General features: G+C 59.4%; 17 protein-coding genes. 9 read left to right on the top strand and 8 right to left on the bottom strand.

What is annotated here, in order from left to right:
• Positions 1-8: 8 nt before the first annotated feature.
• Genes NYP16_RS10545 through NYP16_RS10530 form a run of 4 tightly spaced genes read left to right on the top strand, consistent with a single transcriptional unit; the run spans position 9 to position 5,210 of the window.
• Complete coding sequence (locus NYP16_RS10545) at positions 9-2,072, top strand: hydantoinase/oxoprolinase family protein (RefSeq protein ID WP_274944101.1); 2,064 nt, start codon at positions 9-11, stop codon at positions 2,070-2,072.
• A 13-nt stretch (positions 2,073-2,085) separates the two neighbouring features.
• Positions 2,086-3,846: a hydantoinase B/oxoprolinase family protein gene (locus tag NYP16_RS10540; protein ID WP_274944100.1), complete on the top strand. Its 1,761-nt coding sequence runs from the start codon at positions 2,086-2,088 to the stop codon at positions 3,844-3,846.
• Positions 3,843-4,607 (top strand): SDR family oxidoreductase, encoded by a 765-nt coding sequence (locus tag NYP16_RS10535; RefSeq protein ID WP_274944099.1) that lies wholly within the window; start codon positions 3,843-3,845, stop codon positions 4,605-4,607. Before NYP16_RS10540 ends, NYP16_RS10535 begins: the two co-directional genes overlap by 4 nt.
• A 15-nt stretch (positions 4,608-4,622) precedes the next feature.
• On the top strand, positions 4,623-5,210 hold the full coding sequence (locus NYP16_RS10530) for a carboxymuconolactone decarboxylase family protein (protein ID WP_274944098.1): 588 nt from the start codon (positions 4,623-4,625) through the stop codon (positions 5,208-5,210).
• Here the strand turns inward: NYP16_RS10530 and NYP16_RS10525 are convergent, their stop codons facing one another.
• The 4 genes from NYP16_RS10525 to NYP16_RS10510 are packed head-to-tail and all read right to left on the bottom strand — an operon-like array spanning position 5,211 to position 14,007.
• The gene (locus NYP16_RS10525; protein ID WP_274944097.1) at positions 5,211-6,638 is read right to left on the bottom strand and encodes an efflux transporter outer membrane subunit; all 1,428 of its coding nucleotides are present in this window, start codon (positions 6,636-6,638) and stop codon (positions 5,211-5,213) included.
• Complete coding sequence (locus tag NYP16_RS10520; RefSeq protein WP_274944096.1) at positions 6,639-9,722, bottom strand: multidrug efflux RND transporter permease subunit; 3,084 nt, start codon at positions 9,720-9,722, stop codon at positions 6,639-6,641. It lies immediately after the preceding gene.
• Positions 9,719-12,835, bottom strand: a complete 3,117-nt coding sequence (locus NYP16_RS10515) for an MdtB/MuxB family multidrug efflux RND transporter permease subunit (RefSeq protein WP_274944095.1) — start codon at positions 12,833-12,835, stop codon at positions 9,719-9,721. The genes NYP16_RS10520 and NYP16_RS10515 overlap by 4 nt, the downstream gene beginning before the upstream one ends.
• Positions 12,836-12,837: 2 nt before the next feature.
• Positions 12,838-14,007, bottom strand: a complete 1,170-nt coding sequence (locus NYP16_RS10510) for an efflux RND transporter periplasmic adaptor subunit (protein WP_274944094.1) — start codon at positions 14,005-14,007, stop codon at positions 12,838-12,840.
• A 254-nt stretch (positions 14,008-14,261) separates the two neighbouring features.
• Here NYP16_RS10510 and NYP16_RS10505 point away from each other — a divergent pair, with 254 nt between their 5' ends.
• Positions 14,262-14,669 carry a hypothetical protein gene (locus NYP16_RS10505; protein WP_274944093.1) on the top strand — a complete coding sequence of 136 codons (408 nt, stop codon included), beginning with the start codon at positions 14,262-14,264 and terminating at the stop codon, positions 14,667-14,669.
• A 262-nt stretch (positions 14,670-14,931) separates the two neighbouring features.
• On the opposite strand, the gene NYP16_RS10500 is transcribed toward NYP16_RS10505, so the two are convergent.
• The 3 genes from NYP16_RS10500 to NYP16_RS10490 are packed head-to-tail and all read right to left on the bottom strand — an operon-like array spanning position 14,932 to position 18,137.
• Positions 14,932-15,858 (bottom strand): efflux RND transporter periplasmic adaptor subunit, encoded by a 927-nt coding sequence (locus tag NYP16_RS10500; protein WP_274944092.1) that lies wholly within the window; start codon positions 15,856-15,858, stop codon positions 14,932-14,934.
• 12 nt (positions 15,859-15,870) lie between these two features.
• Positions 15,871-16,080 carry a DUF1656 domain-containing protein gene (locus tag NYP16_RS10495; RefSeq protein ID WP_274944091.1) on the bottom strand — a complete coding sequence of 70 codons (210 nt, stop codon included), beginning with the start codon at positions 16,078-16,080 and terminating at the stop codon, positions 15,871-15,873.
• Positions 16,077-18,137: an FUSC family protein gene (locus tag NYP16_RS10490; protein ID WP_274944090.1), complete on the bottom strand. Its 2,061-nt coding sequence runs from the start codon at positions 18,135-18,137 to the stop codon at positions 16,077-16,079. The genes NYP16_RS10495 and NYP16_RS10490 overlap by 4 nt, the downstream gene beginning before the upstream one ends.
• A 399-nt stretch (positions 18,138-18,536) precedes the next feature.
• Here NYP16_RS10490 and NYP16_RS10485 point away from each other — a divergent pair, with 399 nt between their 5' ends.
• The 4 genes from NYP16_RS10485 (at position 18,537) to NYP16_RS10470 (ending at position 23,237) form a co-directional block, all read left to right on the top strand.
• On the top strand, positions 18,537-18,851 hold the full coding sequence (locus NYP16_RS10485; protein WP_274944089.1) for a hypothetical protein: 315 nt from the start codon (positions 18,537-18,539) through the stop codon (positions 18,849-18,851).
• Between the two features lie 75 nt (positions 18,852-18,926).
• The gene (gene hrpB, locus NYP16_RS10480) at positions 18,927-21,413 is read left to right on the top strand and encodes an ATP-dependent helicase HrpB (RefSeq protein WP_274944088.1); all 2,487 of its coding nucleotides are present in this window, start codon (positions 18,927-18,929) and stop codon (positions 21,411-21,413) included.
• Between the two features lie 8 nt (positions 21,414-21,421).
• Entirely contained in the window at positions 21,422-22,822 is a 1,401-nt protein-coding gene (locus tag NYP16_RS10475; protein ID WP_274944087.1) for a protein adenylyltransferase SelO family protein, read from the top strand.
• 124 nt (positions 22,823-22,946) lie between these two features.
• Positions 22,947-23,237, top strand: a complete 291-nt coding sequence (locus NYP16_RS10470) for a hypothetical protein (RefSeq protein ID WP_274944086.1) — start codon at positions 22,947-22,949, stop codon at positions 23,235-23,237.
• 12 nt (positions 23,238-23,249) lie between these two features.
• Here the strand turns inward: NYP16_RS10470 and NYP16_RS10465 are convergent, their stop codons facing one another.
• Complete coding sequence (locus NYP16_RS10465) at positions 23,250-23,528, bottom strand: hypothetical protein (RefSeq protein WP_274944085.1); 279 nt, start codon at positions 23,526-23,528, stop codon at positions 23,250-23,252.
• Positions 23,529-23,612 lie beyond the last annotated feature (84 nt).

Raw genomic sequence — 23,612 nt, 5'->3', positions numbered from 1 at the left:
ATCCTACGATGCGTTTCGCGACCGATACCGGCGGCACATTCACTGATCTCGTGGTCGAGGAGGATGATGGCAGCATCAGCATGTACAAGGCGTCGACCGTTCCCGGAGACCCTGTGCAAGGCGTGCTGGCCGCATTGACCCTGGCGGCGGAAGATCGCGGGCTCAGCCTCGCCGATCTTCTGGCGCGGGGGAAGACCTTCATCCATGGCACGACCCATGCGATCAACGCCATCATCACCGGGCGCACGGCCAAAACCGCGCTTCTCGTGACCGAGGGGCACCGGGATATCCTGGTGTTCCGTGAAGGCGGCCGGATCGAGCCGTTCAACCATACGGTGCCCTACCCGAAACCCTTTGTTCCGCGTGCGCTCACGTTCGAAATTCCTGAACGGATTATCTATAACGGCGCGGTGCAAACCCCGCTCAACGAAGCCGTCGTGCTTGAGCTGGCCAACCGTCTGCGTGAAGAAAAGATCGAGGCGGTGGCCATCTGTTTCCTGTGGTCGACCATCAACCCGGCTCATGAATTACGCGTGGGTGCCTTGTTGCAGGACCATCTGCCCGGCGTGCCGGTCAGCCTGTCCCACGCGGTCAATCCGACCATGCGCGAATTTCGCCGGGCCTCCTCCACCGCCATCGATGCGTCCCTGAAGCCCTTGATGGGACGCTATCTCGGCAGCCTTGAAGCGCGCATGAAAGAGGCCGGGTTTGCGGGCGAAGTCATGGTGCTCACAAGCGCAGGCGGCATGATGGCGGCAAGCGACGTGGCCGCAGCGCCCATTCGCGTTATCAATTCCGGACCCAGCATGGCGCCCATCGCCGGGCATCATTATGCGGCGCTTGAAGGCAGTCACGAAAACGCCATTGTCGCCGACACCGGCGGCACCACTTATGACATCAGTCTGGTGCGCGGCGGCCATATCCCGATGACGCGGGAACTGTGGATCGGCCAACCCACACGCGGCAATCTCGTCGGCTATCCATCGGTCGAGGTCAAAAGCGTCGGCGCGGGCGGCGGCTCCATTGCGAGCGTTGACGCGGGCGGGCTTCTCCATGTGGGCCCCATGAGCGCGGGCGCGCAGCCTGGCCCCGTCTGTTACGGCCGGGGCGGCACTCTGCCGACCGTCACCGATGCTTCGGTGGTGCTTGGCTACCTCGATCCGGATTTCTTCCTTGGCGGCGCTATGAAGCTCGACCGCGAGGCAGCCGCGCGGGCCATTGAGATCCATGTGGCCCAGCCACTTCAGGTCTCGGTCGAGGAAGCAGCCTGGAACATCATTCATCTGTCGACGGAAAACATGGTCCAGGCCATAGCCGACATCACCGTGGCACAAGGCATCGACCCCGCAGGCGCGGTGCTGATCGGTGGCGGCGGCGCGGCCGGTCTCAATTCGACCTTCATCGCCCGCCGGCTTGGCTGCCATCAGCTCGTCATTCCGGAAACCGGCGCGGCGCTTAGTGCCGCCGGTGCCATGATGTCGGACCTCACCGGCGAATTCGCCGCGAGCCTGTTCACAACCACCGCCGAATTCAATTTCGATAAGGTCAATGAGACGCTTTATAACCTGCGGGCCGACTGCGATCAATTTGTGCGCCGGTCAGGTATCAAGGCCATAAAAATCGACATCAAGGTCATCGCCGAAGCACGCTATGAAAATCAGGTGTGGGACATCGATGTGCCGCTCCCGATCACACGCTTCCGATCGGACGATGATGTCACGGCCTTCCACAGCGCGTTTGATGAAGTCCATAAACAGATCTTCACAATCAATGATCCGGGCTCGCCGGTTGAAGTCGTCGGCCTGAGGGCGACCGTGCGCTGCAAAGTTCGCCCGCATGCAAATTTCCAGCTGTCGGCCAAAGCAGACCAGACCGTAAAAGCCGCCACCCGCCGCGCCTATTTCCAGGACGCAGGCTGGACCGATGCCGTGATCCATCGCCTTGATGCCATGCCTGTCGCTCAGGAATTCAGGGGCCCCGCGATCATTGAATCCCCGTTTACAACCATTGTTGTCGATCCGGAGGCGCGCGCACAGCGCTCCGCCAACGGCAGCATCATCATTCATCCCTGACGGAGTGGAGACCATGACAGACATCACTCTGAACGGTGCGGAACTCGCGATCCTGAACAGCCGCTTTGAAGGCGTCGTGCGCAAGATGGCCAATACGCTGTTGCGTACCGGCCGCTCGGGTGTGCTCAACCGCGCCAAGGACTTTTCCTGCTGCATCGTCACCGCCGATTGCGAACTGCTTGCTGCCGCTGAAAGTCTGCCGATCCATGTGCTGTCCGGCCCCGACATGATGGCCCGCAGCATGAAGGACTTTCACCCCCTGCTCACACGCGGTGACGCTTTCCTGCATAATTCGCCCTATCATGGCTGCTCGCACCCGGCGGACCTGAGCCTGCTGGTGCCGGTTATCGATGATGACGGCGTGCATCGTTTCACCGTCGTTGCCAAAGCCCATCAGGCCGATATCGGGAACTCGGAACCGACGACCTATATGGGCAATGCCCGCGACGTCTATCATGAAGGGGCGCTGATTTTTCCTGCCGTGCAGGTGCAGCGGGACTATCAGGATATCGGCGACATCATCCGCATGTGCGAAATGCGTATCCGTGTGCCGGAACAATGGCGCGGCGATTATCTCGCCACCGTCGGCGCGGTGCGCATCGGCGAAAAAGAACTGATGGCCATGGGCCGTGATGTCGGCTGGGACAAACTGGACGCCTTCGCACGGCAATGGTTCGACTATAGCGAAGCGGCCATGATCGAAGCCTTGAAGGCGCTGCCGGATGGCACGGTCTCGGGGTCAAGCACCCACGACCCCTTCCCCGGCATGCCCGCCGAGGGCGTCACCATCACCTCGCATATCACCATCGACACGACTGACAGCCGCATCACCGTCGATCTCACCGACAATCCCGATTGCCTGCCCTGCGGCATGAACCTGAGCGAGGCTTGCGCCCGCACGGCGGCGATGATCGGTGTCTTTAATTCCGTCGATCACCGGGTTCCGAAAAACGCGGGCGCGTTCCGGCGCATCAATGTGCAATTACGGCGCGGCTGCATCGCCGGAATTCCCGAACATCCCTTCAGTTGTTCGGCGGCCACCACCAATATTGCCGACCGTGTCGCCAACAGCGTTCAGGTGGCCATTGCCCGTCTTGGCCAGGGGGCCGGAATGGCCGAAGTGGGCGCGGTCATTGCCCCGTCCGCAGGTGTTATTTCAGGTGTCGATGTTCGGAACGGCAAGGCCTTCGTCAATCAGATCTTCCTGGCCTTTTCCGGTGGAGCCGCAAGCCCCCATGCCGATGCCTGGTGGACCACCGCCCATGTGGGCAATGCCGGAATGTGCTGCATCGACGGCGTTGAACTCGATGAACTTTATCAGCCGATCCTGGTCAAAAAACGCGGCTTTGTCACCGACAGTGAAGGCGCTGGCGAATATACCGGCGCGCCATCGACCGTGGTTGAATTCGGCCCGCTTATGGGTGCGTTCGATATCGGCTATGGCTCTGACGGTCATATCAACGAGCCAAAGGGCGTGCGTGGCGGCCAGAATGGCGGACGGGCCGAACAATGGCTGAATCGCAATGACGGCTCTGTCGAACAGCTTCCATCCTGTGCGCTTGTGCATGTGACAGCGGGCGACGTCATCACTGCCATTTCCACCGGTGGCGGCGGTTACGGACATCCGGTTTCCCGCGCTCCGGAATCAGTCGCAAACGACGTGCGCGAGGGATATCTCACGTCCGAACGCGCCCGCACCGTCTATAAAGTGGTGCTGGACGCCGCCGGGCAATGTGATCGCATAGAAACCAATCGACTGAGGACAGATTCATGACCAGCGCACAACGCGTCATCATCACCGCCGGGGCCTCGGGCATCGGTCTTGCAACCGTCGAACGGTTCCGTGCGGCCGGTGCTCTGGTCGCCATCTGCGATGTGGATGAAGCCAAGCTCGCCGCCGCCGCCATTGCCCACCCCGGCCTTGTCACAAGCAAGGTCGATGTGTCGAAATCCGATCAGGTGCAAAGCTTTATCGAGACCGTTCAGGCACGTCTCGGCGGCGTTGATGTTCTTGTGAACAACGCCGGGATCGCCGGAGAGATCGGCCCCATCGAGGATATCAGCGACGACGGCTGGACGGCATCTTTCAACGTCAATATCCATGGCGCGTTTTTCATGATGCGGGCTGTGGTGCCGCTGATGAAGGCGCAACGGTCGGGCGCAATCATCAATATCTCCACCGGATCGACCGTGACCCTGCCGCTCAATCGGTCGCCCTATATCGCATCGAAATGGGCGATTGAAGGTCTGACCCGGGCCGCCGCGCGGGAACTTGGGCCGCATAACATCCGCGTCAATGCCATCCGCCCCGGCTTTGTCGACAGCGAGCGCATGCGCGGCATTCTCGGCGACATCGCGCAGAAACGCGGGGTCGAGCTTGGCGAGGTCGAAGCTGAAGTTCTTCAGTATATCTCCATGCGCAGCAAGGTGCAGCCGCAGGAGATCGGGGACATGGCCGTGTTCCTCGCGTCAGACAAAGCGCTCCATGTGACCGGGCAGTTGATGTCCGTCGACGGCAATATCGAGTGGGAATGAGAAAAGGAATATAATGTGGCACGCATCCCTCCCCTGAGCGCCGAAGACCTGAAGGCGCGCAATGTCGATCTGTCCTTCATTGGTGCGGATTTCCACGAATTGCCCAACAGCATTCCGACGCTCGCCTATAAACCCGAAATCCTGAAAGCCAGTGGCGCCCTCTGGGCCGCTATCATGCAACAGGGGACGGTCGACAAGGGTCTGAAATGGATGGTCGGTTATCTCGCCAGCATGTCAGCGGGCTGCCAGTATTGTTCGGCCCATACGGCTACAGGCGCGAATGGCAACGGCGTGTCGGCGGAAAAACTTGAAGCGATCTGGGATTATGAAACCAGTCCACTATTCAGCGATGCCGAACGCGCGGCGTTCCGCCTGGCCCAGAATGCGGGACAAGTGCCGAACGCGGTCACCGACGAAAATTTCACCGATCTGCGGCAGCATTTCAGCAATGAGGATCTGGTTGAGATCATCTCGGTGATTGCCCTTTATGGCTTTTTCAATCGCTGGAACGACACCATCGGCACCGAGCTTGAATCAAGCCCCCGCCAGTTCGCCCAACAGCATCTGAGCGGCCATGGCTGGCACATCGGCCAACATGAGTGATCAGCTCCAGCCTCCGCCCAGAGCCTTGATGAGCGCGATGTTGGCGTTATAGCGCTGCCCCATAATCTGGAGAGAGGTCACCTTGGCCGTGAATTCGGTCGCCTGCGCCGTCACCACATTCAGGTAACTGACCGTTCCCGCCTTATATTGATTGATTGTCAATTTGGTGGTGAGTTCGGCCGCCTTCACAGCTTCGGCCTGAACGACATATTCCTGCCCGAGCACACGCAGCGCGGACAGGTTGTCTTCAACATTCTGAAGCGCGGTAAGCACTGTTTGCCGGTAGTTGGCGACCGATTGATCGTAAGCGGCGGCGGCCTGATCGCGGACCGCGAAACGGGCCCCGCCATCAAAAATGGTCAGGGCAAGATCTGCCCCGAGCGACCAGACCCGGTTGGGCAGATTGAACAGGTCTGAAATCGAAACGCTACTGTAATCATTGCTTCCGCTTAGGGTGATGGTGGGGAAGAACGCGGCCACGGCCACCCCGATTTGCGCATTTGCAGCGGCCATCAAACGTTCCGCCGAGGCCACATCCGGGCGGCGCTCAAGCATCTGGCTTGGCACACCCGCCGGAATATCCGGCAAGGCCATGGCCGGCTCCAATCGAACCGCCAGAGCAAACGACGCCGGAGGCTTGCCGATCAAGGCAGCAATCGCATGTTCCAGTTGGGTGCGTAGCACATTGGTGTCGATGGCTTGCGCCTGAGCGGCCAGCAACTGGGTTTGTGCCAGCATCACATCGGTCTTGGCGACGACCCCGGCCTTATACCGGTTCTGGGTCATGGTCAGGGAGCGTTCATAAGCGGCCACCGTATCCTTGAGCAAAGCCGCCTGCGCATCGACAATCCGCAAGGATGCATAGTTCGTGGCCAACTGAGCCTGCAAACTCAGGCGTGTGGCGGCGAGCGTGTCAGCCGAGGATTGCGCGTTTGCCGCATCGGACTCGATCGTCCGGCGAATACGGCCCCAGACATCCGGCTCCCAACTGGCTGTCAGCCCTGCCGTGTAGACGGTGCTGACGGTTCTACTTGTAGTTCCAGGCGTGGTCGTTGTACTCGACCCTGAGCCAATATTACCGCGGCTCACTCCGCCATTCGCGCCTATCACCGGCCAAAGACTGGCCTTGGCCCCCGCGAGGACTGCGAGTGCCTGTCGGTAACTTGCCTCTGCCGCAACCAGCGTCTGGTTGGCCGTGCTGCATTCGACCATCAATTGATCAAGCAGCGGGTCATCGTAAACGCGCCACCATTCACCCCGGTCCGCAAGATCGGCCGGACTGGCTGGCCGCATTATGGCCGAGGCTTCCTTGTATTGATCAGGAACTTCCTTTTTGTCCGGTAGATCCGACGGCCGATGATAATTCGGCCCGACCGCGCAGGCTGAACAGAGAAGGGATATCACCGCAATTCGAAGCGAATGCCGCATTCAAACCTCCCCCCCGGCCAGACGTTGGCGGAAACGTCCGATCCTGATCCGCAGCCGGTCAAGCGTGAGGTAAACCACCGGCGTGGTGTAAAGTGTCAAAACCTGACTGACGAGCAATCCGCCGACGATGGAGACGCCAAGCGGCTGTCGCGTCTCCGCCCCGTCTCCGGTCACAAGCGCCAGTGGAAGCGCCCCGAACAAAGCCGCAAGCGTGGTCATCAAAATGGGCCGCAAGCGCAACAGACAGGCGCGATAGATCGCCTCCCGGGCACTGGTATTTTCCCGCCGTTCGATCTCGATTGCGACATCGATCATCATGATGGCGTTTTTCTTGACGATACCGATCAGCAAAATAACCCCGATAAAGGCAATGATACTGAAATCCATGCCAACCACCAGCAAAGCCAGAATGGCCCCGACCCCGGCCGAGGGCAAGGTCGACAGGATCGTCAAGGGATGCACAAGGCTTTCATAGAGAACGCCGAGCACAATATAAATGGTCATCAGTGCCACAAGAATGAGCATGGGCTGACTGCTGAGGGATTCCTGGAATACCTTGGCGCTGCCCTGGAAACTTGCGGTGATTCCTGATGGCACAGCGATTTTCGCCAAAGCCTGATCGATGGCAATGGTCGCATCGCCAAGCGAGACGCCCTTTGCGAGGTTGAAGGAAATTGTGCTCGCGGCCAACTGCCCCTGATGATTGACGACAAGCGGCGTCATTGTGGGCGTGATTTTCGCAAAGGCATCCAGAGGAATAATCCGGCCGGTCGAGCCAACGAAATATATATCCTCAAGCGACTGCCGACTTTGCAGGAAAGTGGGCGCGGCTTCCATCACAACATAATATTGATTGAGCGGCGCATAGATGGTCGATATCAGCTTCTGACCGAACGCATCGTTCAGTGTGCTGTCAAAAACCGAAAAATCTATACCAAGCCGCGATGCTGTGTCGCGGTCGACCGATAATGAAGTTTGCAGGCCCTTGTCCTGTGCATCCGTGTTGACGTCTTCGAGCTGCTTCAGATTGCTCATGGCCTCCCGGATGCGCGGCTCCCATTCCCGCAGCAGTTTGAGATGATCCGACTGCAACGTATATTGATACTGTCCGCCGCTTTGCCGCCCGCCAATCCGCAGATCCTGCGCCGATTGCAGAAACAGCGAGGCTCCGGCCACGTCTCGGAAATGTGAGCGCAAACGGTCGTTCACGGCACCCGCCGAAATTTTTCGCTCTTTGAGCGGCTTCAGGACCACGAACATATTGCCCGAATTCCGTTGCCCGCCTCCCGTTGACGCAATCACATGGGCCACGGCCGGGTCCTTGCCGACGATGGCTTCAAACTGGGTGACCTTTTTGCTCATGGACTGAAACGACGTAGACTGATCGGCCTGCATGCTGCCAAGCATCAATCCGGTGTCCTGTTGCGGGAAAAATCCCTTGGGCACATGGACATATAACCAGACATTAAACGCGATCGTGGCCAACAGGATAAGCAACAGGGTTTTGCTGTGATCGAGCGACCAGCCGAGTGTGCGTCCATAGCCAGCCTGCACACGGTCAAACAGACTGGTGAAAAACGATGGCTTCTCCACCTCTGGCTTTCGCCGCAGCCAGAGCGCGCATAGCATCGGTGTGGCGGTCAGGGATATGACCAGCGACACCAGGATGGCAATGGACAGGGTCACGGCGAATTCGCGGAACAGGCGTCCGACAATACCGCCCATGGCCAGGATGGGAATGAAGACGGCGATCAAGGACAGGCTCATCGACAACACCGTAAAGCCGACCTCGCGTGAGCCCAGCAATGCAGCGGCTTTGGGCTTCATGCCGCTTTCGATATGGCGCATGGTGTTTTCAAGCACGACGATGGCGTCATCGACGACAAATCCAGTGGCCACAGTAAGCGCCATAAGCGACAGATTGTTCAGGCTGTAACCAAGCAGATACATAGCCGCGAGCGTACCGAGCAAGGACACCGGCACGGCAATCCCCGGAATGAGCGTCGCCCGGCCATGGCGCAGGAACAGAAACACCACGAGAATGACAAGCCCGATCGAGATCGCCAGCGTCTGTTCGACTTCATAAAGCGAAGCCCGGATGGTTGTGGTGCGCTCCATCGACACCCGCATATCAATGGCCGCCGGAATGGACGCCCGCAAAAAAGGCAGCATGTCGCGCACACGGGCCACGGTATCGAGAATATTTGCCCCAGGCTGACGGAACACGATCAGCTGGATCGCCGGCATGCCGTCCGTCAATCCCATATTGCGGATATCCTGGACGCTATCTATGACATCGGCCACATCGGTCAGACGTACGGCAGCCCCGGTCTGCCTGTTGTAGCCGACAACCAGCGGCGCATAATCGGCGGCGACCGAAGCCTGATCATTGGCGCCGACCTGCCATTGCCGTTCGTGGTCATCAATGATGCCTTTCGGCCGTTTGACATTTGTGCTCGCGATGGCGGTGCGTAGGGCATCAAGGCCAATGCCGCGTGCATTCAGCGCCGGAAGATTGACCTCCACGCGCACCGCAGGCAAAGCACCACCACTGACCGTCACCTGCCCGACCCCGTCGATTTGCGAAATGCGTTGGGCGAGAATGGTCGAGGCGGCGTCATACATCTGACCCCGGGTCTTACTGTCCGACGTGAGGGTAATGATCATCACCGGCGCATCCGCCGGATTGACTTTGCGATAGGTCGGGTTGCTCGGCAGGTTTGCGGGCAAGGTGATGCGCGCCGCATTGATAGCGGCCTGGACATCCCGCGCCGCGTTATCGATGTTTTTCGTCAGATCGAATTGCATGACCACACGCGAGGAGCCAAGCGAGCTGCTCGACGTTAATTCATTGATGCCGTCAATGGTCCCAAGCGCCCGCTCAAGCGGTGTCGCGACAGTCGCCGCCATGGTGTCGGGGCTAGCACCGGGAAGGCTCGCCTGGACAATGATGGTGGGGAAATCCACCTGCGGCAAAGGCGACACCGGCAACATGATGAAGCCGAGAATGCCGGCCAAAGCAATGGCCACTGTCAACAGCATGGTGGCCACCGGGCGCTCTATGAATATCCGCGAGATATTCATTCCGGCACTCCCTCCTCGACCGGGTCGAAGCGCCGCGCCAATCGATCAAAGGCGAGATAGATCACCGGCGTTGTGAACAGGGTCAGGACCTGGCTGACCAGCAACCCGCCAACCATGGTCAGACCAAGCGGATGCCGCAACTCGCTGCCCATGCCGGTCCCGAGCATCAGCGGCATGGCCCCAAGCAGCGCTGCCATGGTGGTCATGAGGATCGGGCGCAAGCGCAGCAAACAGGCCTGTCGGATCGCATCATGGGGGCTCAGGCCCTGATGGCGCTCCGCATCAAGGGCAAAGTCGATCATCATGATGGCGTTTTTCTTGACGATGCCGATCAACAAAACAATGCCGATAATGGCAATGACATTGAGATCATTGCCCGACAGGATCAAAGCAAGCAAGGCCCCCACCCCCGCCGAAGGCAAGGTGGACAGAATTGTGACCGGATGGATGTAGCTTTCATACAGAACGCCAAGCACGATATACATGGTCACGATCGCGGCCAGTACCAGAAAAATCTGGTTACCAAGCGCCGATTTGAAAGCCAATGTCGCGCCCTGAAATTCGCTGCGCAGGCTTGCCGGCATCCCTAGGTCTCGTTGGTTCTGTTCGATTGTGTCGACAGCCTCACCAAGCGACACTCCGGGCGCAAGATTGAAGGATATGGTCGTCGCCGGAAATTGATTGAGATGATTGATAACAAGATCCGAGCGTTTTTCGCTCACTCGAACGAATGTCGCCATGGGGACTTGCGTCGTCACATTATTGATGGTCCCCGGCACATAAAGGCTCAGGATATCCTGTGGGTGCGTGCGGAATTCCGGCGATGTCTCAAGCACCACACGATATTGATTGGCCTGGGTGAAAATGGTCGAGATCAAACGCTGGCCAAAGGCGTTGTAAAGCGCTGTATCGATATCCGCCACCTTGACGCCCACACGCGCCGCCGCATCGCGATCAATCTGGACGTAACTTTGCAGTCCCTGACTTTGAAGATCCGTCGCCACATCGCGAAGTTCCGGCAACGTTTGCAGACGCGCCATCAATTTCGGTGTCCATTCCCCAAGTTCGGGAGGGTCTGACGTGTCGAGCGTGAAGCTGTATTGCGTGCGGCTCACCCGGTCGTCGATGGTCAGGTCCTGCACCGGCTGCAGATAGAGCGTGATACCCGACACCTCCCGCACATTGTCCTGAATTCTCCGGATCACCGCCGGGGCGCGGTCACGTCCGCTGCTCAGGGATTTGAGATTGATCAGTATGCGGCCGCTGTTGAGAGTGCTGTTGATGCCGTCCACACCAATAAAGGACGACAGGCTTTCAACCGCCGGATCTTTCAGAATTTGCAATGCGAGGCTGCGCTGGCGTTCTGCCATGGCAGTAAAGGAAATCGTCTGCGGTGCCTCGGTCACCGCTTGCAGGGCACCGGTATCCTGGGTCGGGAAAAACCCCTTGCTCACAACCGTCGCCAGAAAAACCGTCAGTACCAAGGTCAGGACCGCAACGATCAGTGTCAATGTCTGCCGCGCCAGAACCCAATCCAGCGCCTTTGCATAAGCCGCAATCAAGCGCTCGAAGGCGTCCCCGAGAGCTTTGAGGATTTTCGGCTGTTCGTCAGGATCTTCATGACGCAGAAGATGCGCGCACATCATCGGCGTCAAGGTCAATGACACCACGGCCGAAATCAAAATGGCGATGGCGAGCGTGATGGCGAATTCGCGGAACAGCCGCCCCACCACTTCCTTCATGAACAGCAAGGGGATCAAGACCGCGAGCAACGACACCGTCAAAGAAATAATCGTGAAGCCGATCTGCCGCGAGCCTTTGAGGGCGGCCTCGAACGCGTTCTCCCCCTGCTCCACATAGCGGGAGATGTTTTCAATCATGACAATGGCGTCATCGACCACAAAGCCCGCGGCGATGGTCAGAGCCATCAGCGACAGGTTATTGATGGTGAAACCCGCCAGTTCCATGACTGCAAATGTCCCGATGAGCGACAACGGAACCGCAATGCTTGGAATGATCGTCGCCCGGAAACTGCGCAGAAACAGAAAAATCACCATGACGACCAAAAAGACGGCCATGCCGAGCTCGATCTGAACATCGCGCACCGAGGCGCGGATGGTGATGGTGCGATCGGTGAGGATCTCAAGATTGACGGAGGCTGGCAGCCCGGCTCGCAACTGCGGCAACAGGGCCTTGATGCGATCCACGGTCTCGATCACATTGGCGCCGGGTTGGCGCTGCACATTGATGATGATGGCAGGCGTGATAGTCAGCGGATCAGCCTTGCCGGCCCAGGCGGCGAGACGCACATTTTCGGCATCGTCCACGGCTGCGGCGATATCCGACAAACGAATGGGCGCACCGGCCTTATAGCCGACGATCAAATCACGGTAAGCGGCGGCCGAGGTCAGCTGATCGTTCGCGTCGATAGTGCTGGCGATGGCCGGTCCGTCGAAACTGCCCTTGGCCTGATTGACGTTCCCGGCAATGATGGCTGTGCGCAGATCATCCAGCGACAAACCCAAAGACGCGAGCGCGCGGGGATTTGCCTGGATACGCACCGCGGGCTTTTGTCCGCCGGACAGGGTGACAAGTCCAACTCCGGTCACTTGCGACAGTTTCTGTGCAATCCGGGTATCGCCCAAGTCCTGCACTTTCGGCAAAGCCAGAGTGTCCGATGTGAGCGACAGGGTCAGGACCGGGGCATCGGCGGGGTTGACTTTGTTGTAGATGGGCGGCGCGGGCAGATCGGTCGGCAAAAAGCTTGTGGCGGCATTGATCGCGGCCTGTACCTCCTGCTCCGCCACATCGAGTTGGAGCTCCAGGGCAAAGCGCAAGGTGATGACCGAGGCTCCCCCCGAACTCGACGACCACATTTCCTGCAAACCCGGCATCTGGCCGAACTGCCGTTCCAGCGGCGCGGTGATCGAGGAGGTGATCACATCGGGGCTTGCCCCCGGATAGAGGGTCGTAACCTGAATGGTCGGATAATCGACCTGAGGCAAAGCTGACTGAGGCAGCTGACCGAACGCCACGAGCCCGGCAATCAGAATGGCGATCATCAGGAGACTGGTGGCAATCGGTCTGCGGATAAACGGCTCTGACGGGTTCATGGCTATTTCTGCTTGCCAGCCGAGGCGGGAGACCTTGTCACCATGGTGATCGGTGCTCCTTCCCGCAGTTTATCCGTCCCTTCTGTCACTACACTGTCTGTGGCGCTCAGCCCCTTGGTCACGACGATGCGATCGCCATATAACGGGCCAAGCTCCACCTTACGAATTGATGCCGTCTGCTTTGGCGTCACCACATAGACATAGGTTCCAGGTGCCCCCGTTTGGATAGCCCCCTGCGGCACGACCACCGCGCCATGCAGGGTATCGATCGTCAGCCGGATATTGACAAACTGACCGGGAAACAACCGGCTTGCTTTGTTTTCGAACAACCCCTTGAACATCAAAGTTCCGGTGGTGCTGTCGATTTGATTGTCGAGCGCCAGAAGCTTGCCACTATCAAGTATGGTCTTCCCGGTGCGGTCGAGCGCATCGACCGTCAGTTCGCGCTGTTTGCCATTGGCATCGCGCAATTTCTCCATGACTTTCGGCAGATTTTCCTGCGGGACGGCAAAGACGGCGGTGATCGGCTGAAGCTGAGCAATGATGACAATGCCGTTCACGTCGGTTGTGGAGACCAGATTTCCGACTGTGACCTGACGCAATCCGGCAATCCCCGTTATAGGGGCCGTGACCTTGGTAAAGACCACATTCAAGCGCGCCGTGTCCACGCTCCCTACGTCCGAGGCGACGGTGCCTTCCAGTTGCTTGACCAGGGCCTGCTGATCGTCGACCTGCTGGCTCGCAATGGAATCCTGGGCGAGCAGCGTTTGATAGCGCTTCAAATCCAGACGTCCGGAATCAAGCTGTGCCTGATCCCTTGCCAGCTGCCCCACGGCAGCCTTGAGCGTCGCATCAAAGGGACGTGAATCGATCCTGGCGATCACACTGCCCGCCTTGACCAGATCGCCTTCTTTAAACAGCAGGTCTTGCAACAGGCCATCGACCCGTGTGTGCACCGTGGCCTGTTCACGTGCCGTTATGGTTCCAAGCGCGGTGATGATAATGGGAACATCGGCAATTTCGGCCTTGGCAATAACCGCCGGAACCACGCGATCACCAGCGCCTTTCTTGCCATGGCCCGCAGTGGTTGAGTCCGGAGTGTTGTGGCTGTGCCACCACCAGCCGCCAAGCCCAAGAACGATGAGCAACAGAACCAACGCCGGCTTTTTCAAGGTCTGCTTAATCGTCGCCCCCCAATGACTTGAGAATTGCATGCGATTGTTAGCGGAAACTTAAACCACGTACTGAAGTCACGTAATAAGGTTAACGCTTGCCAGTATAAGGCAACCAGTGGGACTGACGTCACAAAATTCTGTGTTCATTTACATTTCTGGCCCGGATACGACGGAAAACGACCGCGAGGCGCATGCAGGGGCAACCAGCTTAGCTATGCTGAGGATCTTATTCTAAAAAAAGGGATGTCCACATGAAATTTATCTCCAGCCTTTTGATTGCTGGCCTCATGACCAGCTCCGCCTGGGCAGACAAGCCGAAACCCGTCGAAGAGACCATGATCGAAATTTATCATATCGTGCCCGGCCAGCATGAAGCCTTCCTTGAATCCATCAAAAAGCTCGATGAGATCAATGTCAGCGTCGGCCTGCCGCCGCGTCAGCTTTATATCCATAGCGATGGCGCCGGTTGGGATTTCGTCCTGATCCAGCCCGCCACGACCCCGGCCGACAAGAAAGAGGCTCTGGCCGCCGCCATGGTCAAGGCGAACATGCCGTCAGGCCCCAAATATTTCTTTGAATCGCGCAAATTTATCCAGCGCCACGACGATACCGTTGCCCAAGGGCCTACCACCGCCTCGGATTACCTCGCGCGCCGCTGATTTTCCGCGAGTCGCGGCGGTTTCGCGGAGGCCCCGCTTTGGCTGATCCGCTGCGCCCTGCCTAACATGCTGGAAAAAGGATCAAAGCCGCTCGGGGTGGCCACGACTTGATTTGTTGCCACGCACGGGGGTAAGATTTCTGAACCGAGATACTTTTGCCGATCGAAGACGTCTCGGCGTCCGTCAAGACGGCAAAAGGGTCCAGAAATGGACTAAAAGGGAAAGCCCTGATCTGCATGCAAGCAGACCGGGGCTTTCTCTTTTAGGGCTTTTGCTGTGCGGCCGGGACGGTCGTTTTCTTGTCCGCTGGTTTTGATTTTTGCTCATACCCGACGATAACCGTTGTCGTCTGTCCGGCGATCAAGCGCATTCCTTTAGGAAGATCATCGATTTTAATGCGTACCGGGATGCGCTGCGCCAGCCGCACCCAGTTGAAGGTGGGGTTCACATTGGCGATCAGATCCGGGCTTTTGGTGCGGTCGCGGTCGGCGATGCCTGCTGCGATGCTTTCCACATGGCCTTTCAAGGATTGCTCCACTCCCATGATGCGGATGGTTGCCGGGTCGCCTACCCGAATGCGCGGCAATTTGGTTTCCTCGAAATAGCCATCAATGCGAAAGCTGTCGCTGTCGACCAGGGCCATGACCGCCTGCCCCGTGGTGACATATTCCCCGTCTTTCAAGGTAAGATTGGTGACATAGCCATTGACCGGGGAGCGGACCTCTGTGCGTTCAATATTGATCTCCGCCAGCTTTAAATTGGCCTGGGCCTGCTGATAGGTGGCGCGGGCCATGTCGGCGGCGGCTTCGGTTTGCTCGCTTTGGATGGCGGTGACGGCACCCGGGCCGATTTTGCGGAAACGTTCGGCGTCACGCTGTTGTTGCAGCATATCGACACGGGCCCGGGCCAGAGCGGCCACCGCCTGGGCCTTCGCCGCTTCATAGCGAATACGGTCGATTTCGAATAGCACATCGCCCTTTTTGACAAACTGATCGTCGATCACCTGGACCCGGATCACAAGCCCCGACACATCCGTCGCAACCTGCACAATATCGGCGCGGATACGACCGTCCCGCGTCCAGGGTTCGTTCATATAATAATCCCACAGCCTGTTGCCGACGATCCAGGCGATCCAAAGCGCCGCAATCGTCACGGCAACGCGGATCGCAATTTTCACAAGTGGCGGCATTAGAGACTCCGGTCAGTACAGAATGCGCGGCAGGACATAGGTGACACCGCCGAGAAGGATAACGTAGAGCGCAACATTGAACAGGCTGCGATGCCAGACGAAACGATAGGCATCGACATATTCGAGGATCCGACAGACCAGCAGCCAGATGCCAAAGGTCAGAATCATCCAGGCCAGCATCGGGGTCAGGTAAAGCCCGAAAAAATCGATTTCCTTGATCATGCGGGCTGTCCTTCCACCAGCGGATCGACAAATTGGGAGACGGCCTTGGTCACGGACTCATTCAACGAATTATGAATAAGCAGCGAATGACGCATGCCGCCAAGGATGATCAGCGCCTGTGTGGTCGTGGCGGAGACGTCCGCCTGAGCAATAAGACGCATGACAAGATCATGCTGCCCCACAAGATCGTTGATCTTGGCCTGATCCGGTATGACGATGCTGAAATAGCGTTGGAGAGCGCGCAGAAGCTCCGTCACCGCGGGCCCCACAGTTCCCGGCAAGTCGGGGCGGATTTGTTGAAGCGCCAGCATATTGAGCCCAAGCCTGTAACCCGCCTGAGCATCCGTCATGACCTGATGGCGTTTTGCCTCTGACCCGGCGAGCCTCGGCACAAGCTCAGCCAGGCGATCGGTCATGCGGCTTTCAAACTCGGCCTGTCGCAGGGTCGGGTCTCCGGCCGCGATCCTCACGAGATCACGGCGGACCGCCCCCATTAAGCGCGCCGCCGCCCAATCGGTACCCAAACGACGCATCAGCATAAGAACGATTGCGGAAATCCCGAGGCCAAACACCTGGGCTACGGCGCCATTGACGAAATTCTCGAAATCGATCGGCAGCGTGTTCGAAATGGACAGAATACCCGTCGCGCCAAGAAGGAGCGGCATCATAGACGGGGCATAGGCCGGAATGGCCAAAAACGCGCCCAATATCAAATAGGTTGGCGCCAGCACCAGAACCAGCATTGGAAAATCGCTGAAAGCCGGAAATATGGCGACTTCATAAACTCCGGCGATCATGGCTGCCGGGATCGACAGATACAAAAACCTGACCACCACCGGCCCCGGATCGTCCTGGGCCGAGAAAATGCTGGCGCCGACGGCCGACATCATCATGGCCACCGAACCATGCGGCCAGCCGGTAAACATCCAGAACAGCCCGGTCAGTCCCACGGACACCGCCGCAGCCATCCCCGACAGCGCCGCGACCAAATGATCGCGATGCACCGCAATCCGGGCCGGGCCGGAGACCGGCGGCTGATCGCGGGAAATGGAATCTATGTTGCGTCGGAGCCCATAGCATTCGCCCCAAGCCGAGATGATATCCGACAGTCGTTGAAGAATGGTGCGCAACAGCAATTGGTCCCAGCTTTTGCGGATGTCCAGATCGCTCGGCATGGCTGCGGCCAGATCGAGTTGAATATCCGCAGCCGATGACGGTGTGCCCTTCGGATCGTCCAACCAGGCAGCCGTCCGCCTGAGCAGGGGCGCGGCCTGATCATAAACCGCGGGGCTGCGCAGTCTGAGGGTGATGCCGCGATCCTGCACCCCGACCAGCAGGGGCAGCAAATTCTGCATGCGGTGACGCAGCGCAATGATCACATTTTCCGCCGCGCGCAGTTTCGGCGTGTCATAGACCGCGTGAAAACGCAGCGCATCAAGGGCGATGGCGTCGCTGGTCAGCCGGGCGAAATCGCGGTCGGCTTCAGCCTTGTCGCCCATTCCGTTCAAGACCCCACGGGTCAATTTGACCGCATCCTGCAGCCAGCTGTCCAGCCGGGCCAGCAGAACCGGCCCCACCCGTTGCGGAAAGATCAGATTGTTGGCGAGAATAGCGCAGCCGATGCCGAGCAGAATTTCCTCGCAACGCGACAAGGCGGTATCGAAAATCAGGTCCGGCGTGGTCACGCTTTGGCTGGCGATAATGACCACCGTATAGCCGGATAGCATCAGCATGTAACTGCGCGGAGATTTTTCGAGCACCGTCACATAGACGCAAAGCGCCACCCACAGCGCCAGAATGAGCGTCATCAGCTCGGGCGCATTGATGAATTCGGTAACCACCACAATGGCCAGCGCCGAGCCGATCACCGTGCCGATCGCGCGATAAACCGCCTTCGACTGCACCATGCCAGCCAGCGGCTGGGCGACGATATAGGCGGTCAGCATGGCCCAGACCGGGCGCGACAAATCTATTTGAAAGGCAATATAGACAGCCGACATGGCGCCAATGAACGCCTTGACCGAGAAGATCCATTCCTTCCGTCCGGGCAAAATCATTGGAGCCTGTTCCAGCCTGTGAGATGGGGCGCAAATTTACCAGCTATCCCCAGATCGAGGAGCGCAAACGTCACAGGACCTGCTATGCGGTATATGCATGACAACGGAAGCACCCATGCAAATTATGCGCCTCAAACCTCGTCGACATAAAGCACTCTGGGCAAATGGTGACATAGGCTACACAGGCGGCCAAGGCTTGTTTGATTGCAATCAAAACGCGAATGAAATGCTATCGTTAAAATTGATTATTCCCACGATACATGATGCTCCGAATTTTGTGGCTTTTCAATTTTCAATGACCCCTCGCCTTTTGCCCGTATGAGCGTATGCTTTTGTAACTACATGAGTCCACGAGACCTTACCCTTTGAAAACACCAACCAAAGGGAGACGGAGTCGAGATGGTTCAAGATCCAATACAACGCAAAATGGCCATGGGCATTTTGAAACGCCGCCTGGTCATGCTTGCCGTTCTGGCCTTCATCATGGTGGGCGGGACGCTTTTTTATTATTCGCTCGGCCAGGATTCCGTCAGCATTCATGTGATCTTCGCCGCCATTCTCGGCGTCTCCTTGTCGGTGATGATCGGCGGTGGATTGATGGCCCTTGGCTTTTTCAGCGAGCGCAGCGGCCTCGACGACGAGGTGGCCAGCAAGGCCGATCTTAACCCCGACGATGACGATGACGCGGACAGCGAGGAAGCACCCCACCATTAGGGAGTGTGACATCTTCGGCTAAATACGGCGCTCTCTTCAATTCCCTCGGGCCTGGCTATGGGCTAAAGTCCGGCCATGATTTCTGTGCCTGATGTTTTCAATTTACCCATCGATGACGTGCTCCCCGCCATCCGCGCCGGGCTCGCGCGGTCCGGCGGTCTGGTGCTTGAGGCCCCGCCGGGCGCGGGGAAGACCACTGTTGTACCGCTGGCCCTGCTTGGGGAAAGCTGGCGCGCTGATCGCAAAATCCTCATGCTGGAGCCGCGCCGCATCGCCGCTCGCGCTGCCGCCCGGCGCATGGCGCAGACTTTGGGCGAAGAGGTTGGCGGCACCGTCGGCTATGCCATGCGGCTGGAACGCAAGATCAGCCGCGACACCCGCATCGAGGTGGTGACCGAAGGCGTGCTGATCCGCCGCCTGCAACGCGACCCCGAACTGAGCGATGTGGCGCTGGTGATCTTTGACGAATTTCACGAACGCAGCCTGGACGCCGATCTTGGACTCGCGCTGACGCTTGAGGCGCGAGACGCGCTCAGGCCCGATCTCAAGATCCTGATCATGTCGGCCACCCTTGATGGCGCGCCGGTGGCCGCCTTGCTGGGCGGGGCTGAGGTTCTGCGTTCGGAAGGCCGGAGTTATCCGGTGGAGACGCGGTTTCTGGACCGCACGGGGAGCGGCGACCTTGTGGCCGACAGCCTGCGCGCCGTGCGGCGAGCGCTTGAGGACGAGGACGGCAGCATTCTGGTGTTCCTGCCCGGGGTTGGCGAAATCCGCCGGTTGACGGATCGGCTGGCCGATGGGCTGCCCTCCCATGTGTTGCTCGCGCCGCTTTATGGCGATCTTTCGGCGGCGGAGCAGGATCAGGCCATTCGACCGGCCCCGGCCGGGATGCGCAAGATTGTTATTGCCACCTCCATCGCCGAAACCTCCCTGACCATTGACGGCGTGCGGGTGGTGATTGATTGCGGGCGGGCACGCTTGCCGGTGTTCGATCCGGTGTCCGGCATGACCCGGCTTGAGACGGTCAAAGTCTCCGCCGCCTCGGCCACCCAACGCCGGGGCCGGGCCGGACGCGTGGCCCCCGGCGTCTGTTACCGCCTGTGGACCGAGGCTGAGGATCGCGCGCTGCTGGCCTTCACGCCGCCGGAAATCATGGCTGCCGATCTTGCGCCGCTCGCGCTGGAGCTTGCGGTCTGGGGCACGAGCGACGCCAATGAGTTGCAGTGGCTGACCCCGCCGCCCGCCGCCGCCCTGGCCCAGGCGCGGGATCTGTTGCAGCGTCTTGGGGCGCTGGATGACGCGGGGCTTGTCACGGCGCATGGACGGGAGATGGCCGCCCTGCCCGTTCATCCCCGGCTGGCCCATATGCTGATACGCGGCAAGGCTGATGGTGGGCTGGCCGCGCTGATCGCCGCCACGCTTGGGGATCGCGACCCGTTTCGCGCCGACCGGGCCCGGGCCGACCGCGACCTTAGAAGCCGGATCGAGGCCATGGGCCGGGAACGCGACGGCGTGTTTCGCCGCCTGATCGAAACGGCCAGACGGCTTACCCCCGACAAACTGGTCATGCCGGATCCTGCGGCCATCATCGATCGCAGCGGGCCGTTGCTGGCGCTTGCTTACCCTGACCGGGTGGCGCGGCGGCGTGGCGACGCGCGTGGCAGTTATCAGCTGGCCAATGGACGGGGGGCGCAGCTGGACCCCACGGACCCATTGGCCAATTCCGAATATCTGGCCATTGCCGCGCTGGATGGCGACCGTGCGACGGCGCGGATTTATCTGGCCGCCCCGCTTGATCTCGATGACATCGAGGAGCTGTTCGCCGACCGTATGGAGACCCAGCTGACCGTCGCCTGGGACCCACGCAACCGCGCCGTGCAGGCGGTGGAGCAGGAACGGCTCGATGCGCTGATCCTCGCCGAACGGCCGGTGCGCCCCGCGCCGGAGCGTATGCGGGCGGCGGTGGCCGACGGCATCCGGATGCTCGGGCTCGCGGCCTTGCCCTGGACGCGGGAGCTTGAAGCCTTTCGCGGCCGGGTGGAGTTTGCCGCCCGCCATGACCCGGACGGCGGCTGGCCGGATTTTTCGGATGCTGGATTGCTCGCGCGGCTGGACGATTGGCTTGGGCCTTATCTTGATGGCGTGAGCCGGGAAAGCCAGTTTGGCCGTATTGATCTTGGCAGTGCCTTGCGCGGACAGCTTGATTGGGCGGCTCAGCAGAAACTGGATCAGTGGGTGCCGAGCCATTGGACGGTGCCATCGGGCTCGCGCCTGCCCATTGACTATGGTGGGGAGCGGCCGCTGTTGTCGGTGCGCTTGCAGGAAATGTTCGGAGCCACCCAGACCCCCACCGTCATGAATGGCCGGGTGGCAGTGACGCTGCAATTGCTGTCGCCGGCTCAGCGGCCGGTGCAGGTGACGCAGGATCTCGTGAGTTTCTGGGATCGCGGCTATGCTGATGTAAAACGTGATCTGAAGGGCCGTTATCCAAAGCATTTCTGGCCTGACGATCCGCGCGCCGCGCCGCCGACCGCGCGCATTAAACCCCGCCCCCGTGCTTAGGAGTCTCCATGCCCGTCTCTGCTGATTACCGCCCGGAAGCGGCGCTTTTGACCCTTGGCGATGGGTTTTACGACCTGGTGGCGGCGGCCGCGTTTCCGCAGCATGTCTTGCGATTCCGCAATGACCGGGCGGCGGCCAGCATCGGGCTTGACGGCCTGAGCGACGCCGAATGGATCGCCCATTTCGGCCGGTTCGAGCCGCTGCCTGACACCCTGCCCGGGCCGCTGTCGCTCCGATATCACGGGCATCAGTTCCGCACCTATAACCCCGATCTTGGCGACGGGCGCGGATTCAGCTTTGCCCAGATGCGGGAACGCGGCACCGGCCGCCTGCTGGAACTTGGCACCAAGGGCAGCGGCCAGACGCCCTGGTCGCGGTCGGGCGATGGGCGGCTGACGTTGAAAGGCGGCCTGCGGGAGATTCTGGCGACGGAGATGCTGGAGGCGCAGGGCGTCACGACGTCGAAAAGCCTCAGTCTGATTGAAACCGGGGAAGCCTTGCAGCGCGGAGACGAGCCCTCGCCCACGCGGTCGAGCGTGCTGGTGCGGCTTGGATATTCGCATGTGCGCATTGGAACCTTTCAGCGCCAGGCGTTTTATCAGGATGCGGCGCGCATTCAGGAATTGCTGGACTATTGCCGCCGCTGGCTCATCCCGGATTTTCAGACGGCGGACGAATTTCTCCATATCGTGATCGGCAATGTGGCGCGCATGGGCGCGGAATGGATGGCCGCCGGATTCGTGCATGGGGTTTTGAATACCGACAACACCAATATCATGGGCGAAAGTTTCGATTATGGGCCGTGGCGCTGGTTGCCGACGCTCGATCCGAATTTTACCGCCGCTTATTTCGATCATAGCGGGCTTTACAGCTTTGGCCGCCAGTTGGAAGCGCTTTACTGGAACCTGCAACGGCTGGCGGAATGCCTGTTGCTGGTGGGTGACCGCGACAAGCTCGTGCGTGCCTTGCAGGATTTTCCGCTGATCATGGACCGGGAACTGCGCGCGGCCTATCTGCGGCGGCTTGGGGTGCGGTCACGCGGGGAGACGGAGGACGACGATCTGTTGCGCGATTTTAATGGCTTCCTCCATGCGTCTCAAGTTGGCTATGAACAGGCCTTTTTCGACTGGCAGGGCGGGGTTCTGAGCGCCGACCGCGCCGCCGCGAGCCCCGAAGCGCAGACCTATGCGGGCGAGGCCTTTGCCACCTTCCGGCAGCGGCTTGAGGGCTACGAGGCTGTGGACCCGGCGCGGCTGAACCATGATTATTTCAAAGGGGCGCGGCCCGAGAGCATGTTGATTGATGAAGTCGAATCACTTTGGGCGCCCATCGCACTTGAGGACGATTGGAGCGCGTTTTATGCCAAGCTCGACCGTGTCGCCGGGATGCGGGTCGCTTATGGTGGCTAGTCTGGAAGGGTTGGAAATCCGCGCTTTTCTGGATGTTCCTTTGATATTCCCATAATGTTCTCATCTTGTTCTTGACATTCCGCGCAGGATGCGGTTTACTGTGTGAACGTTAAGGGAACAGGGGATGACCGTTATGGGAACGACGACTTTTCACTTGATCGGATATGCGATTGTTGCGGTGATGTGGGCGGTGGCGCTTTACGGCCTTTTTGAAATCGCCCGCAATCTGCGCCCCTATCTGGCGCCGCATACGTCGGCTATTTTCAATGCGGTTCGGGAGGATTGGACCCGGCACCGGCCGCGCAAACAGGTTGTGCGCCAATCTGTTGCCCGGGTTCAGAGCCGGCCGGTCAAAAGACCGAGACGCGCGGTTATCACGGACCTGCCTGATTGGGCGGGGATGCGTACTGTCTGAACACCCTTTGGCTCAGTTGAAACTGCGCCAGCCATGCTGATGATAGGGCTCGATGGCCATCAGCACGAAGCCCTCGGTCTCCGGATAGTCCGTGCGGATCCGTTTCCGGGCTTCTTCGATACTACGAGCAATGACTGTGATGATGTTCTGGTATGCCCAACCAGCATAAAACCGCGGATGTTTTTTACCTGATTTGAGATAGGCCTGAACTTCGCGGTTGTAGAGCGTCGCTTCGAATTTCGCGCCCTCCGGTTTCGCAAACTGGCCCATGATCTCAACCTCTCGTAACATCTTACATCTCGCCGTATGGTCTTAACGTCTTGAGATGCAGAATGCCCCGCGAGGTCTGTGACGGACCAGTGACAAGATTGGGAC

Origin of the sequence: Govania unica (genome assembly GCF_027920805.1) — a bacterium.
GTDB lineage: Bacteria > Pseudomonadota > Alphaproteobacteria > Sphingomonadales > Govanellaceae > Govanella > Govanella unica.
Note: the sequence above shows the minus strand (reverse complement) of the source record. Positions and strands in the feature narration are given on the sequence as shown.